The sequence below is a fragment of the Pseudomonas sp. NPDC090201 genome, from assembly GCF_044746825.1.
GTDB classification, from domain to species: domain Bacteria; phylum Pseudomonadota; class Gammaproteobacteria; order Pseudomonadales; family Pseudomonadaceae; genus Aquipseudomonas; species Aquipseudomonas putida_AD.
Map to the genome: position 1 here is coordinate 1 of NZ_JBIVCX010000019.1, position 14,311 is coordinate 14,311.

Sequence of the window (14,311 nt, forward strand, 5' to 3'; positions counted from 1 at the left end):
GATCCCATCCCGAACTCAGAAGTGAAACGATGCATCGCCGATGGTAGTGTGGGGTTTCCCCATGTGAGAGTAGGTCATCGTCAAGATTAAATTCCGAAACCCCAATCGCTAACGCGGTTGGGGTTTTGTCTTTTAGTGAAGGTCACACAATTTTCGCTGAAGCGTTCACCTGAACGAGTCGGCCACAGAATTTCTTGACGACCATAGAACATTGGAACCACCTGATCCCATCCCGAACTCAGAAGTGAAACGATGTATCGCCGATGGTAGTGTGGGGTTTCCCCATGTGAGAGTAGGTCATCGTCAAGATTAAATTCCGAAACCCCTGTCTGCTGACGCAGACAGGGGTTTTGTTTTTGCGCCTGGAAAATGCTCAGATCCCCAACCGCCTTCGCGGGCGAGCCCGCTCCCACAAGGGTCGAGGCGCCGCCGATTTCTGTGGGAGCGGGCTCGCCCGCGAAGGCGTCATTACCGACACCACCGCAGCGCCTGACTCACCGCCATCGCGGGCAAGCGCGCTCCTACAGCGATCGTGCCGCCCACCCCGCCGGCAAGCCGTGCCGCTACGCAGGCAGTTATTCTTCGCCCACAAAAAAGCCAGCCACCGTCTCCGATGGCTGGCTTGATCCAGGGCTACACCTCTCAGCCAAACAGCTTCTGCACGTTACTCATCGCGTCATCGGCAAACCCCTGCAGGAATGCCTCGAACTCGTCTGCGCTCATCGTATTACCCACAGCAGGCTCAGCGATGATGGTCCAGGTGGCAATGCTGCCAGCATCCCCTGCAGGCACCACCGTCATCGAGGCCCAGAGGTTGCCGACGCCCAGGTTGTTGTGGATGGTGGTCCAGGTCATCGACAGGGCGCTGTCGTCACGCGAGTTCAACTGCTCGACCACCTCCAGCCCGCCTTCCCTGAATTTCTTGTGACGGACCGAGCCCACCCCATTGCCGATCACTTCAATGCTGGCCAGCGCCGGGATGAAACGGGTAAAGCCACCGAAATCGCCGACCACCTTCCACACGTCCTTGGCCGGCGCCGCGACCTTGACCGATGACACCACCGGCGTACCCGCAGGGTTGCTCACCAGGGTGTCGGGTTTGAGCGGCTGGATCTGGTTGATTGCGTTCATGTCGTTCTCCATTACGTAGTTGGGTATTGCGTTGGGTAAAGTCAGATGAAGTCGATTTCCCGGAGGTAGTCGCAGCCCTTGCGCAGCAGCGCAGGGGTTTTCTGCGGGTAGCGCTCGCCCATGCGCTCAACGCCGGCCAGGGCGTTCTGGTAGGCGATCATCGAGATGTCGCCGATGTCTTCCTCGAAGCCGTCCAGGTAGAAGCCGAGCACGCCGAACAGCGCGTTCTGGCTGTCGACCCGATTGAGCTGGGTCTGCCAGTGCGCCACGCTGACCATCTCGAACTCACGCCCCGCTTCACGGAACGCATCGACATAACCGCTCCAGCTCAGAGGCTCTGGGTTATGCAGGTTGAAAACCGCGCGGGCAGGGTGATAGCGGCTGCTGTGAAAGCCGATGAAGCGCGCCAGGAAGTCCACCGGCATCAGGTCGAAGGTCATCGAGAAGTCCGGCACCTGGCCCAGCTGCATCGAGCCCTTGAGCATCAGCATCAGTCGGTTCTTGTGCGGCTGGCAGACGCCCGTGACGCTGTTGAACGCGATGTTGCCGGGGCGATAGATGTTCACCCACGCCCCAAGCTCCCGTGCCTGCTGCAGGATGCGTTCGGCGACCCACTTGGACAGGTTGTAGCCGTTCTTGATGTAGATCGGCGGCGTCTCGGCTGCAGGGGCTTCCAGCACGCTGCCGTCGGCGGCCACCGCACTCGAGGCCGACAGCGTCGAGACAAAGTTGAAGACCTTCTTGCTGCGCCCCTCGCACAGGCGCAGGCATTCGAAGATCGGCGCCACGTTGTCCCTGGCGAGCGTCTCGTAGTCCTGGACGTGATTGACGTTGGCTGCGTTATGCACCAGCGCACCGAACTCGCGATCCAGGCGCTCGTACACCTCATCGGCCAGGCCCAATTGAGGCCGTGTCACGTCAGCGGCGTACACGCGTACCCGGCTGAGGTCCAGGTGTTCCAGGCGGTTCTCGCGCAGCGCATCGATGAAGCGGTCCCGGGCCGTCATTCCGCCGCCTTCACGCACCAGACACGCCACTTCGGTTGCGCCCCACGCCAGCAACGCCTGGACGATATGCACGCCGAGAAACCCGTTGGCTCCGCTGACAATCACCTTGTGCACATCACCCAGCTTGCCCACTGGCAGGATCGGCAAATCGAGCGGCCTGGTGGCGTCCTTGATCGCCTGTGGGCTGACAGTCCAGCCGGATGCCCCGTCGCTTTCGATCAGCGACGCCAGGTTGATCAGCGTCGGCGCTTCGATGAAGCGGTTGATGGGGATGCTGCGCCCGAACTGCTCGCGAATCCCCAGCAGCATCTGCGACAGCAGGATCGAGTGGCCACCCAGATTGAAGAAGCTTTCGTCGGTGGAGATATCCCCCGGCGGCAGCTCCAGCAATTGCGCCCACAACCCCAGCAGCAGTCGCTCATTGTCGGTGGCCGGTTCACGACGCGGTGCCTGCTCGATCATGTTCACTGGCAATTGCAGCAGTGCCTTGCGATCGATCTTGCCGTTCTGGGCGAAGGGCATCTTCGCCAGTTCCGTATAGGCGGCAGGGCGCATGTAGTCCGGCAGTAGCCGTTCGACGTGGGCCTTGAGCAGATGCCGCGCCGCATCCGGCTCGACCCCGTGAGGTTGCGCCAGAAACGCCAGGATGCGCCGCTGCTCGTCGACCACCACCGCCACCTGCCGGTACAACTGGCTGTCGCGCAGGCAGTGTTCGATCTCCTCGGGCTCAACGCGAAAGCCGCGGATCTTCACCTGATTGTCCCGCCGTCCCGACAGCTCGACACCCTCGTCGGTCCACTTGCCGATATCACCGGTGCGGTAGGCACGCAGGGTTTCGCCGTCACCCAGGGCAATGTGGACATAGCGCTCGTCGGTCAGCGTCGGGTTATGTATGTAACCCAGGCAAACTCCAGGCCCTGCGATGTACAGCTCGCCCGGCGTCTGTTCCGCCACCGGCTGCATCTGCTCGTCGAGAATCAACAGCTGGCTGTTGGCAATCGGACGGCCCAGGTTGCGGTTGCTACTGCCGGGCTTGAATTGCCCGGCGGTGATCAGCACCGTGGCCTCGGTCGGGCCGTACAGGTTGTGGAACTGGCACTGCGCGGCCAGGCGCTCGATGACGTAGGGCTCGCAGACGTCGCCACCGGTCATCAAATGCCCGAGACGCAGCGGCTGCTCCATCGGCAGGATGCTGAGCAAGGCGGGCGGCAGGAAGGCGTGGGTCAGGTTGTCGTCGAGCAGATCGCGCAGCTGTAGCGGATCGCGACGCTGATCCTCGCTGGCGACCACCAGCTCGGCACCGCTGAGCAGGGTCGGGAAGATGTCGATCACCGAAGAGTCGAAACTCAGGGTCGAGAACTGCAACACCCGGCTGTGCTCCGACAGCCCCACATATTCGGCGTACCAGGCCGTGAAGTGGCTCAGGTTGCGCTGGCTGAGCATCACGCCCTTGGGATGCCCAGTGGTGCCCGAGGTGTACAGCGCCATGCACGGCGCGTGGCTGTCGGGGCGCTGAGTCATCAGCGGTTCAGTGCCGGGCGTGGCCTTGATGGCGCTGATGTCCAGCCCCGGCACACAGCCCCCCGCCAGTGGATGCTGGCCGTCGTGCAGCAACAACACCGCTGCACTGTTTTCCAGGATGTACTGCTGACGTGGCAGTGGCTGGCTGGGGTCAAGAGGCAGGTACACCGCTCCCAGACCCAGGATGGCGAGAATTCCTGCGAACAAAGCCGTCGATTTGGGCAGGCAAATGCCGATCACGACCGGTTCATTTGACGCCCCCAGCAGCGGCCTGATCTGCGCCTTAATCGCCACGCTGTGCGCGCGCAATGCGTCGTAGCTGATGCGCTGCCCGTCGATGTTCAGCGCACAGCGTTCGCCGAAGGCGCTGAAGCTGGCGTCGAGTCGGGCCGTCAGCGGCACTTGGGCGATGCTCAGCAGATGGGGCTGCGCGGTATGATTGAAGCGGTGTTCGAAGGCCAGGCGGTCCAGTTGCTGCAACCCTTCCTGCCATTCGCTCTGCGGCGGCAGAGCCGATTCGGCCCGGGTGAAATGCTCGCCGTCGCGAGAGAACCGGCTGACCATCAGCGCGACGCTGTCGATCAGCGCGGCCACCGCAGCGTCACGCAGCATGCGCCCATTGCCCGAAGGCTGGGCTGGCATGGCTTCGCGCAGTATCAACCGCTGCGCCGTCGCGCTGCCATACCAGCACAGCAATTCCAGCCGTGGCAGGCCCTGGGCCAGATCAGGCGTCAGGCCGACCCGCAAACCCAGATGCACGCGGCTGCTGAAGGCCTGCAGGCAGGTGCTGTTGAGGTCCAGCGTGCCGTCTTCGATCAGCATCGAAGGGCTTTGCAACGCGCTGTCATCAAGTGCCTGCGCGTCGGCAAGGTGGTGTATCAAATGGCCGTGGCTGTCGAGCTCGGCGCTGAGTTCGCTCAAGGCCCTGCTATGGCCGATGAGCACGATCTCCAGGCGTTTCATAGCGCGCCTCCTGCTGGCAGATAGTCAGCCAGCGCCTGTTGCACACAGGAGGACTCGAGCATCGAGCTGGTCTTGAAGAAGCGCACGATGTTGCCCACCAGCGGGTGATGGCGGTTGATCGGGAAGCACATCGCCTGGGTTTCATCGCGCAGCGCCTGCCTGACGGGCTCGGAAACCGCGAGATGATCGATCAGCACGAAGTCGAAGGACTTCTGAATGTCATTGGTCAAATATTGAGCAATGAACACCGGCATGATCTGCGCGATGGTTGCGCGGTCTTCCTCGGATGCGGCGTGCCAGTAGATGCGCACCAGCCGCGCCCAGAAGCCCGAATGCCGGCCTTCGTCGAGCAAGTGGTCAGCCATCAGGCCCTTGATCGATTGCTTGACCGTCTCGTCCTTGGCAAACGCCGCCACATCGTTGGTAACAGTGTTCTCGGCAATGGCCACGCAGATCAGCTCGACGGCGCTGCGCAGGTGCTCGGGCGCCAGGGCCAGTGCGGCAGGGATGGCGCGGCTCAGCTCGATTTCAAGGGGCAGGTGGATGGGCTCGATGCCGGTCAGGGCGATGGTCTGCTGCATGAAGTCCATGGCCACCAGCGCGTGGTAATCCTCGTCCACCACCACCGTCATGGCGTCGTAGCGGCAAGCGAAGGGGAAGCGGATCGCGAAGTTGTCCTTGGCGATGCTGCGGGCGGTCTTGTCGACGATCTCGGTCTCGAAAATCACCACATCGTTGATGAACTTGTACAGGCTCTGGATCAGCGCGAAATCACGCAGGTGCGGGCATTCGCGGGTGAAGGTTTCGCTGAGCACCAGCGGTTGGCGACTCAAGGGGTAGATGAGTTTTTCGTCGTTCTCGACGATGCGGCGCGGGCGGGTGCGGATCGTGGCACGGCCTTCCCAGGCGTCGACGAAAGACAGGTAGTCTTCGGCTTTCATGGTCTTGTCCCTGTGCGGTGAGCGGAAGAGGGGGCCGCCGGTGGGCGGCTCATGCGCTGACTTGCAGTGCGGGGTTGCGCATGCTTACGCGCAGGGCATCCCACAGCGCGATGCGGCTCTCCACGGCGGCGATGGCGGCGGCGTAGACCTCGTGCTCGCGCTGCGCATCGCCGTCGACCAGGCGCGCCAGCAGCGACTCGGCGGCCGGCCCGTGATCCTCGGAATCGACTTCGATGTGGCGTTGCAGGTAGTAACGAAAGGTCGGTGCCTGGTGGGCGGTGATGCCCCAGTCGTCGAGAATGCTCTGGAACATCAGCGGGATGACGCTCTCGCGGCCATGCAGGAACGCGGCCGCCACGCTGTGGGCCGGGGCCTCGAGCGCTGTCGCCAGGGTGTCGCGAACGAAGCGGATCGCCGCCCGGTCGGCGTCGACGCTGTCCAGCGCGGTGTCGACATGCACACCCTCCTGCTGCAGCGCGATGAAGCGCTCGATATTGGCGGTGCTCGCGCCGACTTCACGCATGGCGTCCAGGTACAGCTCGAAATGGCTGTAGTGGCCGTGATCGACGCGGTCGTCTGACTCCTCCCCCAACACGATTTCATTGATCAGGCGCGCAGCCTTGGGGTCCTTGGGCGGCAGCCAGGGCAAGCGGGTGCAGGTCAGCTCTTGTTGCAGGCGCTTGGTCAGTGACATGAAGTCCCAGACGGCAAACACATGGGCCTCCATGAAGCGCCGCAATACCGCCAGAGAGTCGATTTCGGAAAAGATCGGATGAGCGCTTAGTTCAGACTTCTTACGGTTCAATAGTTGTTGTTGGGTCTGCATGTTATGGCGTCCTTGATGTGGGAAAGTTCTGTGCGGTCCAGACGGAGGTGTGGCCTGCTTCATAGGCTGCTTGCGCAAGTTTCATGAAAGACAGGCGAGCGCAGGCCGCGAACAGATACTTCGTCAAATGGTCAGTTGGATGATCAGCCAAATGCCCGTGGCATAGGCGTCGCGTGGCTGCCAGGCGCTGGATGCCGTTGAAATTCCGGCGCCTGGCAGTTGGCGACGAGAAAACGTTAAATCACTTTTTAATAACTTATCAAATAGTTTTTTACTTATTTTAAAGTGTATGAAAACACGGCGCGAAGTGGGCTGATAAAACTATTGAAATAAGTTTTATTGGGATGAGCGCAACCCTTCCAACTCACTGGAGTCAGAATTGATAACAATGAACGAATGCCTCGTTCAGCATTGCGCGTTAACTGAATAATCGAATAAGAAGGAATTTTGTGTGGGCGGCGTTGTTAGGCATCCCGATACGACCGCACCCGTTGTACTGCTCCTTTTATTGCTCCATGAAAGTGACCTGTTGCGCGCCTGACTGCAGGCGGGTCCGTTTGGCGAGTGTGCCTGAAACACAGGAATGCGCAGGCTTAACGCTGGCAGAAATCACAGGGGGTGCAATGGGCGGGACGGTCGCAGGAGGGGGTGAATCGGCAGAGGGCGCTCACCGCCGGGGCTCAGACGTCGAGCAGCCCCAGGTGAGTGTTGATGATGTGCAGCAGGCGAGTGCGCTGCGAGGTGAGGAAGTCATGATTGCCGAGCACTTCGATCAGCTCGAACTCACGGCGGGTGAATTCGCGCCAATTCATCATGCTGGCGGCGGTGTCGCGTGCGTCGTCGCTGCCGTAGAGCGCGGTCAACGGAATGTTCAGCCCTTCGTCCGGGCGATGGGACCACAGCTCGGAGAGTTTCAGGTCGCTGCGCATGACCGGTTCGAACAGGCGCATGAGCTTGCTGTCATGCAGCACCGATTCGGGAACGATGCCGAGCCTGGTCAGCGCCTGGATGAAGTCGTCCTTGGGCAGCGTGTGCAGGTAAGGCCGGGCTTGCTGGCTGTCGGGGCTGCGGCAGCCGGAGATGAACAGATGGCGGGTCAGGCCCGGGGAGTGGGCTTGCGCCAGGCGCGCCATCTCGTAGGCGATCCGGCCGCCGAAACTGTGGCCGTAAAAGGCGTGGGGTTCGTTCAGGTAGGGTTCGAGGGCCGGAAAGGCGTCCTCGAGCAGCGGCGCCCACTGATCGTAAGGCGTTTCCTTGAGGCGGCTGCCATGCCCGGGCAGGCGCAGTGTCACAAGCTCGATGTGATCGGCCAGGCCCCGTGACCAGTCACGAAACAGCTCGGGATCGGCCCCGGCATCCGGAAAACAGATCAGGCGCGTGCGGATAGGCTGTCCGGAATTGACCACCATCAGCCATTTGCTTTTCGCGGCGTACACTCGCAATCCCCGGGCCTGCGACGGCAAGCCAGCTACTACCGTGGGGCCGGGTCCTTCGGCGCTGGCACCGCAACAGGCGATGCCGTATCAGCCCCATGCCCAATCCGGTCGATGACCGCGAGCAGAGGCGCGAATGCTGGACCGTGAACAGTCGCCGTTCACGATCGTTGAACCCTCACTGGGCGAGGGCGCGCTTCCTTGACGCCGAGGCGGGTCTGGCGACTTCCGCTGGACGGCTTTTCAGATAGTTGTTGATGGCTTCCACACCGCGGTTCAAGTGGTGGGTGAGGGCGCTTACCGTCGATTCGGCGGCGCCGGCTTCGGCCATCTGCAGCAGTTCGTAGTGGTCGTGCTGGGAGAGCTTGCCCAGGCCCATGTGCTTGAGATTGAAGCGCAGGAAGCGCTCTTCTTCGTTCAGACCGTCTTCGACCAGCTTGAGCAGGCGCTTGTTTGGCGCACGGCTGTAGAGCGCCATGTGAAACAGGCGGTTGAGCGTGCCCATCTTGGCGTAGTCGGTTTCGATCTCCAGTTGCTCGATGTAGCCGCGGGCACGGGCGATGTCTTCGGCGGTCAGCAGCGGGATCGACTGACGCAGGGCTTCGGATTCCAGCAGGATGCGCAGGGCATAGGCGTCGGTGGCGTCTTCATTGATCAGGGGAGCGACGACCGCGCCCTTGTGGGTTTCGACCCGCAACAGCGACTGGGCTTCAAGCTGGCGCAGGGCCTCGCGCACGGGCATGCGGCTGACGCCAAACAGTGTGGCCAGCTCCTGCTGACGCAATGCCATGCCCGCCGACAGTCGGCCGTCGAGGATTGCGCTGCGCAGTTTTTCCTCGATCACGGCGCGTGCCAGATGTGCAGGAGGCTGTTCGTCCCCCAGGATTTCCCGCAGAAATTGCTCTCTCTCAGTCCTGCGCATCGATTACTTCTTCTTCATTGTTCAAATATTGGATCCAATGGAACACTAGAAGCCCCGGCTTACCTTGTCAAACTTTGTAACATCCTCGGTCCTGTCGCGGCAGACCGCATTCTACAAGGCTTTGTGGCGAGAATGTGCGCACCGTGTTCTATCCTTTGAACGATACGAGGCGTCGGAAAACGGTCGCCTGGACGTGGCATTTTCACGTTCACTCCGGCAGACATTCGAAGTCATTGAATTGCAAGCCAATGATCGCCAGATGCCATTATTGTCCTCGGTTGGAGGCTCGCTATCGAGTACCTCCGGTCGATCCCATGGATAGAGAACTTTGGCGACCCGCTGCGCTTTCGACCGGCTTGCACGCAGGTGCTGTCAGTTATTGCTGACGGGCGTCGTGCTGGCCGGTTTTGCCTACGCCGACTGGGACTTTTCCCTGATTGTGCGGCGGGCCAGCGCACTGTACGGGCCATCGGTGGAGGGGCGGCACCGTGTCGATGAATGGAAAGCGATGCTCGGCGGGAGTAAACCGGCCGGTGATCTGGAGATGCTGGAGCGCGTGAACCGGTTCTTCAATGGCGAACTGCGGTATGTGGAGGATATCGATCTGTGGCATATGGACGATTACTGGGCCACGCCCGTCCAGGCGCTGTGGAAGGGCGCAGGCGACTGTGAAGATTTCGCCATCGCCAAGTATTTCAGCCTGCGGCAATGGGGAATGCCCGCAGACAAGCTGCTGATTACCTACGTCAAGGTGCTCAATCCGGAGCGGGCACACATGGTCCTGACGTACTACCCCGACGCAGATGGCGAGCCGCTGGTGCTCGACAGTCTGGTCGACACCATTGAACCTGCCGATGCGCGCAAGGACCTGTTGCCGGTGTACGCCTTCAACGGGGAGGGCGTGTGGTTGCCGGATGCGACGGACAGCACCATTGGCAGTAACAGCATTGCGGGGGATATCAAACAGCTGTCCCGCTGGCAGGACGTGTTGAACAAGATGAAAGCCGAAGGTTTTCCGGTCGAGGGCAATACGCCCTGACCCATCCGACAGAACAAGGATTGACCCATGACCCTGTTCAAACAGCTGTTGATCGCCATTTGCCTGTTCATGCTGGTCGCCTTCAGCGGCGGCTTCATGGTCAGCCTGGAGAGCTCGCGTAACCAGTACGTCAATCAGCTGCGCTCCCACGCTCAGGATGCGGCCACCGCGCTAGCCCTGTCGCTGACGCCTTCGGTGGACGACCCGACCATGATGGAACTGATGGTCAGTTCGATCTTCGACAGTGGCTACTACGCGCGCATTCGCGTGGTGAACCCTGCAACGGGCAAGGTCCTGGTCGAGCGCAGCGCCATGCCTGCCGCCACGGCACCGGACTGGTTCATCAAGCTGATCGCGCTGGAGCCGGCCGGGGCCAGTGCGATCATCAGCCGCGGCTGGCGCCCGGCAGCGCGGGTCGAAGTCGTCAGCCATCCGATGTTCGCCATCGGCAAGCTGTGGCAAGGCGCGCTGGGCAATCTGGGCTGGCTGGTGCTGTGCGGGGCGATCAGTTTCCTGCTGGGCGCCTGGCTGTTGCGGCGCCAGCTCAGGCCGCTGGACTACATGGTCGAGCAGTCCCAGGCGATTGGCCGACGGGAATTTCTCAGCTTGCAGGAGCTTCCCGCCACCCCCGAGCTCAGGCGGGTGGTACAGGCCATGAACCAGATGGTCGACAAGCTCAAGGCGCTGTTTCATGAGCATGCCGAGCGCACCGAGAAACTGCGGATCGAATCCTACGAAGACAGCCTGACCGGCCTTGCCAACCGGCGCTACTTCGACATGCGCCTGGATCAGCACGTCAGCCAGGTCGAGGACGCCCGCTCGGGTTACCTGCTGTTGATGAGGGTCAACGACCTGACCGGCCTGAACGAGCGGCTGGGGGGAAAGAAAGCCGACGCGTTGCTGGTGGCCGTCAGCGATGTGCTGGTGCGTCAGTGCTTCAACCATGCCGAGGCGCGGCACCTGATCAGCCGGATTCGCGGCGGCGAGTTCGCCGTGCTGGCGCCCGGACTGGTCAAGGAAGAAGCGCTGCAACTGGCCCGCGAGCTGGAAACAGCGTTGAAAAGCCTGCGCGGCACCGGCGCTTCGGACGTCAGCCCGGCGGCCTATATCGGCCTTGCGCCCTACACCCCCGGTGATTCGGCGCAAACCCTCATGGGCCTGGCCGACCAGGCGATTTCCCAGGCCGAAACCCAGACCGGGCAAATCTGGCACTGCATCGAGCATGGCGCGGTGAACAGCCTTGAGGACGATCATCACGCTTGGTACGAATTGCTCGACCAGGCCCTGACCGAGCGCCGCTTTCAGTTGTTTTTCCAGCCGGTCATGGATGCCCGCGATGAAAGCCGGGTGCTGCATTTCAAGGTGCTGTCACGGGTGATCGATGAGGAATCACAAACCCTGCCCGCTGGCCGTTTCCTGCCCTGGATCGAACGCTTCGGCTGGTCGGCGCGGCATGATTTGCTGATGCTGGAAACCGTCTTCGAGCAACTGCCCCGGCACGACCAGATGCTGGCGCTGAACCTGTCGGCGGCGACCCTCTCCGATCCCGGTGCGCTGAACGAGGTGATGGAGGTGTTGAAGCGCAACGGGCAGCTAGCCCACCGGCTGATTCTGGAAATCGGCGAAGAGCAGGTGCCGGATCAACAGGAGCTCGAAGACCTGACCCGACGCCTCAAGGACCTGGGTTACTCACTGGCCCTGCAGCATTTTGGCGGGCGCTTCAGCATGATCGGCAACCTGTCGAGCCTGGGCCTGGCGTACCTGAAGATCGAGGGCAGCTACATCCGCGCCATCGACCAGCAGCGGCACAAGCGGCTGTTCATCGAAGCCATCCAGCGCGCGGCGCACAGCATTGATTTGCCGCTTATTGCCGAGCGGGTGGAGACGCAAGGGGAGTTTGTGGTGTTGCGGGAGATGGGGATTGCGGGGGTTCAGGGGCAGTTGTTCGGCGACCCCGCCCCTTGGGAATAAACCTTGTAGGAGCGCGCTTGCCCGCGATGGCGGTGTGTCAGCCAAATGAAATGGCACAGACAGATAGAAATCGCGGGCAAGCGCGCTCCTACAGCGCGTTTACTTAGAGATAGCGCCCTGTCACAAAATGCTGCACATCATTGAAGCCCGGCGTCGAGGCGTGGCCCGGGGTCACCAGGGAATCGATGAACACCTCGTCTTCGGCGGTGATCTTCACGCTCAGCGCCTTGGTGTAGCTGTCCCACTGCTCTTCGGTGCGCGGGCCGACGATGGCCGAGGTCACGGCCTGGTTGTTGAGCACCCAGGCGATGGCGAATTCCACCAGGCCGACGCCCTTGTCCTTGGTGTACTGCTGCAGTTTCTGCGCAATGTGCAGCGACTCGGTTCGCCATTCGGTTTCCAGAATCCGCTTGTCCTGCCGCCCTGCGCGGGTGCTGCTGTCGGGGGTGACATCGGGTGCGTACTTGCCGCTGAGCACGCCCCGGGCCAGCGGGCTGTAGGGCACCACACCCAGCCCGTAGAACTTCGCCGCAGTGATCTGCTCAAGCTCCGCCTGGCGGTTGACGATGTTGTACAGCGGCTGGCTGATGACCGGCTTGTCCACGCCCAGGCGCTGGGCGACGTTGACCACTTCAGCGATGCGCCAGCCACGGAAGTTCGACACGCCCCAGTAGCGGATCTTGCCTTCGCGAATCAGATCGCCAATGGCCGAAACCGTCACCTCCAGCGGCGTGCTGTGGTCTTCCTTGTGCAGGTAATGGATGTCGATGTAGTCGGTGTCCAGACGACGCAGACTGGACTCGATCTCATTGAAGATGTGCTTGCGGTTCAGGCCGCTGGTATTGGGCGCGGTGTTGCCCGAGCTGCTGCCGACCTTGGTGGCCAGCACCCACTCGCTGCGGCGCGAGGCGATGGCTTCGCCGACGATTTCTTCCGAACGGCCGGCGTTGTAGACGTTGGCGGTGTCGATGAAATTCACACCTTCATCCCAGGCCTTGTCGATGATGCGCAGGGATTCTTCGGTGCTGGTCTGCACCCCGAACATCATGGAGCCCAGGGTCAGCGTGGAAACCTTCAGGCCGGACTGGCCCAGCGTACGGTAGATCATTGCTCGATATCCTTTTCGTCAGGGAAGTGGAAATCAGGACAGCTCTAGACCGGACATACTCGCCTGTTCGAGACGGATTTGAAAAGTGACAAATTCAAACAGGTTTCACCTGTAGGAGCGCGCTTGGTCTGGGCCGCATTCGGACGACGGCGGTGTGTCCGTCGGCGTTGATGTTTATGACACACCGCGGTCGCGGGCAAGCGCGCTCCTACAAGGTCTGGAGGTCAGGATGCGTGAGCTTTGCACGCCGCCCCGCGAGAAAGCACAGCGTCCCTCCCACAGCCGTAAGCCCCGCCAGCACATAAAACATCGTCGGCGCAGGCGAGTTGATCAGCAGGTAACCGCAGATCACCGGGCTCATGGCGCCGCCGAATGCCGCCAGGTTCTGCGCCCCCAGATAGCTGCCACGCAGGTGCTCAGGGGCGATGGTGTCGACGAACAGGTACTCGGCCGGGTAGATAATCATCTCGCCCAGGGTGAACACGAACATCGCCGCGCACCAGGCCAGGGTGGTCTGGGCGAAGCTGAAGCCGAACAGGCCGAGGGCGAACAGCGCAGTGCCCAGGCAGATCCAGTAGGGCAGTTGCTCGCGCTTGAGAAAACGGCCGATCTGGTACTGCATCAAGATCACCGTAATCGCGTTGCACGCCAGCACGGCGGAGAGGATTTTCAGTGCCTGTTCCGAGGTGTGGGTGACCAACAGGAACTGCGACAGGTACAGCGTGTAACGCCCATGCACGATGGTGCTGAGCAGACTGCCGCCGGTGAACAGAATCAGCGTGCGGTCGTTCTTCAACGTGGCGAGGGTGTCGAGAAAGCTGCGCGGCTGGTTCTCGTTGTCCGCCACGGTCGGCGGAATGCCGATCATCAGGAACACGCTGCCGAACGCGATGGCGGCGGCGATGAAAAAGGGCGCCAAGGGCAGTTGCCCGGCAATCAGTACTCCGAGCATCGGGCCGGTGGCGTAGCCGATGTTGGTCAGGGTGTAGCGTAGGGAAAATACCTTGGCCCGCTGACCGATGGGCAGGTTCTCACTGATGATGGCTTTGGAGCCGATGAGAAAGAGTGCCGACGCGGTTTCGGTGATGACCAGGGTCAGGGTGGTCAGGTAGACGTTGCTGGCAAAGGTCAGCAGGGTGAAGCCGATGGAGCTGGAGAGCATCGCCAGAATCAGCAGCTTGCGCTTTTCCAGACGGTCGATGATGTAGCCGCCGTACAGCCCCAGCAGCGTCGCGAGAAACACCGCGATGCCCATCAACAGCCCGACGTCCTGCTGGTTCAGGCCCAGCTTTGTGCTCAGGAACAGCGTGAGCAAGGGACTGGTCATCGCCCGGCTCATGACGATGGTCAGCGAACAGACCATCAGGCGACGGATGACGAGGGAGTAGGTGGCCACTGTTGTTCTTACGTCCTGTGTTCGGTGTCACCGTGTAGGAGCGCGCTTGCCCG

At 61.7% G+C, this 14,311-nt stretch carries 10 protein-coding genes and 2 rRNA genes; 4 read left to right on the top strand and 8 right to left on the bottom strand.

Annotation, left to right across the window (positions count from 1 at the left end):
* Together rrf (ACIPOO_RS26665) and rrf (ACIPOO_RS26670) are read left to right on the top strand one after the other, a co-directional pair.
* A 5S ribosomal RNA gene (gene rrf, locus ACIPOO_RS26665) occupies positions 1-86 on the top strand; the annotation flags it as partial.
* 107 nt (positions 87-193) lie between these two features.
* Positions 194-309, top strand: a 5S ribosomal RNA gene (gene rrf / locus ACIPOO_RS26670).
* A gap of 333 nt (positions 310-642) precedes the next feature.
* Here rrf (ACIPOO_RS26670) and ACIPOO_RS26675 read toward each other — a convergent pair.
* The 6 genes from ACIPOO_RS26675 to ACIPOO_RS26700 form a co-directional block, all read right to left on the bottom strand.
* A complete protein-coding gene (locus tag ACIPOO_RS26675; RefSeq protein WP_400610998.1) occupies positions 643-1,131 on the bottom strand; it encodes an SRPBCC family protein in 489 nt (162 codons plus the stop codon).
* Positions 1,132-1,172: 41 nt separating this feature from the next.
* On the bottom strand, positions 1,173-4,622 hold the full coding sequence (locus tag ACIPOO_RS26680) for a non-ribosomal peptide synthetase (RefSeq protein WP_400611000.1): 3,450 nt from the start codon (positions 4,620-4,622) through the stop codon (positions 1,173-1,175).
* The gene (locus ACIPOO_RS26685) at positions 4,619-5,563 is read right to left on the bottom strand and encodes a diiron oxygenase (protein WP_400611002.1); all 945 of its coding nucleotides are present in this window, start codon (positions 5,561-5,563) and stop codon (positions 4,619-4,621) included. Before ACIPOO_RS26685 ends, ACIPOO_RS26680 begins: the two co-directional genes overlap by 4 nt.
* A gap of 49 nt (positions 5,564-5,612) precedes the next feature.
* Positions 5,613-6,389 (bottom strand): DUF3050 domain-containing protein, encoded by a 777-nt coding sequence (locus ACIPOO_RS26690; protein WP_274134139.1) that lies wholly within the window; start codon positions 6,387-6,389, stop codon positions 5,613-5,615.
* A 680-nt stretch (positions 6,390-7,069) separates the two neighbouring features.
* On the bottom strand, positions 7,070-7,825 hold the full coding sequence (locus ACIPOO_RS26695) for a thioesterase II family protein (protein ID WP_400611004.1): 756 nt from the start codon (positions 7,823-7,825) through the stop codon (positions 7,070-7,072).
* Between the two features lie 175 nt (positions 7,826-8,000).
* Positions 8,001-8,744: a GntR family transcriptional regulator gene (locus tag ACIPOO_RS26700; protein ID WP_274134141.1), complete on the bottom strand. Its 744-nt coding sequence runs from the start codon at positions 8,742-8,744 to the stop codon at positions 8,001-8,003.
* Positions 8,745-9,072: 328 nt separating this feature from the next.
* On the opposite strand from ACIPOO_RS26700, the gene lapG reads away from it, so the two are divergent.
* Both lapG and lapD read left to right on the top strand, forming a co-directional pair.
* Entirely contained in the window at positions 9,073-9,783 is a 711-nt protein-coding gene (lapG, locus tag ACIPOO_RS26705; protein WP_400611006.1) for a cysteine protease LapG, read from the top strand.
* Between the two features lie 27 nt (positions 9,784-9,810).
* Positions 9,811-11,754, top strand: coding sequence for a cyclic di-GMP receptor LapD (lapD, locus tag ACIPOO_RS26710; protein ID WP_400611008.1), 1,944 nt, complete (start codon positions 9,811-9,813; stop codon positions 11,752-11,754).
* Positions 11,755-11,857: 103 nt separating this feature from the next.
* Here lapD and ACIPOO_RS26715 read toward each other — a convergent pair whose 3' ends face one another.
* Complete coding sequence (locus tag ACIPOO_RS26715; RefSeq protein ID WP_400611010.1) at positions 11,858-12,862, bottom strand: aldo/keto reductase; 1,005 nt, start codon at positions 12,860-12,862, stop codon at positions 11,858-11,860.
* Between the two features lie 208 nt (positions 12,863-13,070).
* Complete coding sequence (locus ACIPOO_RS26720) at positions 13,071-14,258, bottom strand: MFS transporter (protein WP_400611012.1); 1,188 nt, start codon at positions 14,256-14,258, stop codon at positions 13,071-13,073.
* Positions 14,259-14,311: the final 53 nt, after the last annotated feature.

Excerpts from the sequence above, each read along its gene's own strand:
- lapD (WP_400611008.1), top strand. The coding sequence starts at position 9,811 with ATGACCCTGTTCAAACAGCTGTTGATCGCCATTTGCCTGTTCATGCTG.
- ACIPOO_RS26680 (WP_400611000.1), bottom strand. The coding sequence starts at position 4,622 with ATGAAACGCCTGGAGATCGTGCTCATCGGCCATAGCAGGGCCTTGAGC.
- ACIPOO_RS26690 (WP_274134139.1), bottom strand. The coding sequence starts at position 6,389 with ATGCAGACCCAACAACAACTATTGAACCGTAAGAAGTCTGAACTAAGC.
- ACIPOO_RS26700 (WP_274134141.1), bottom strand. The coding sequence starts at position 8,744 with ATGCGCAGGACTGAGAGAGAGCAATTTCTGCGGGAAATCCTGGGGGAC.
- ACIPOO_RS26675 (WP_400610998.1), bottom strand. The coding sequence starts at position 1,131 with ATGAACGCAATCAACCAGATCCAGCCGCTCAAACCCGACACCCTGGTG.
- ACIPOO_RS26715 (WP_400611010.1), bottom strand. The coding sequence starts at position 12,862 with ATGATCTACCGTACGCTGGGCCAGTCCGGCCTGAAGGTTTCCACGCTG.
- ACIPOO_RS26685 (WP_400611002.1), bottom strand. The coding sequence starts at position 5,563 with ATGAAAGCCGAAGACTACCTGTCTTTCGTCGACGCCTGGGAAGGCCGT.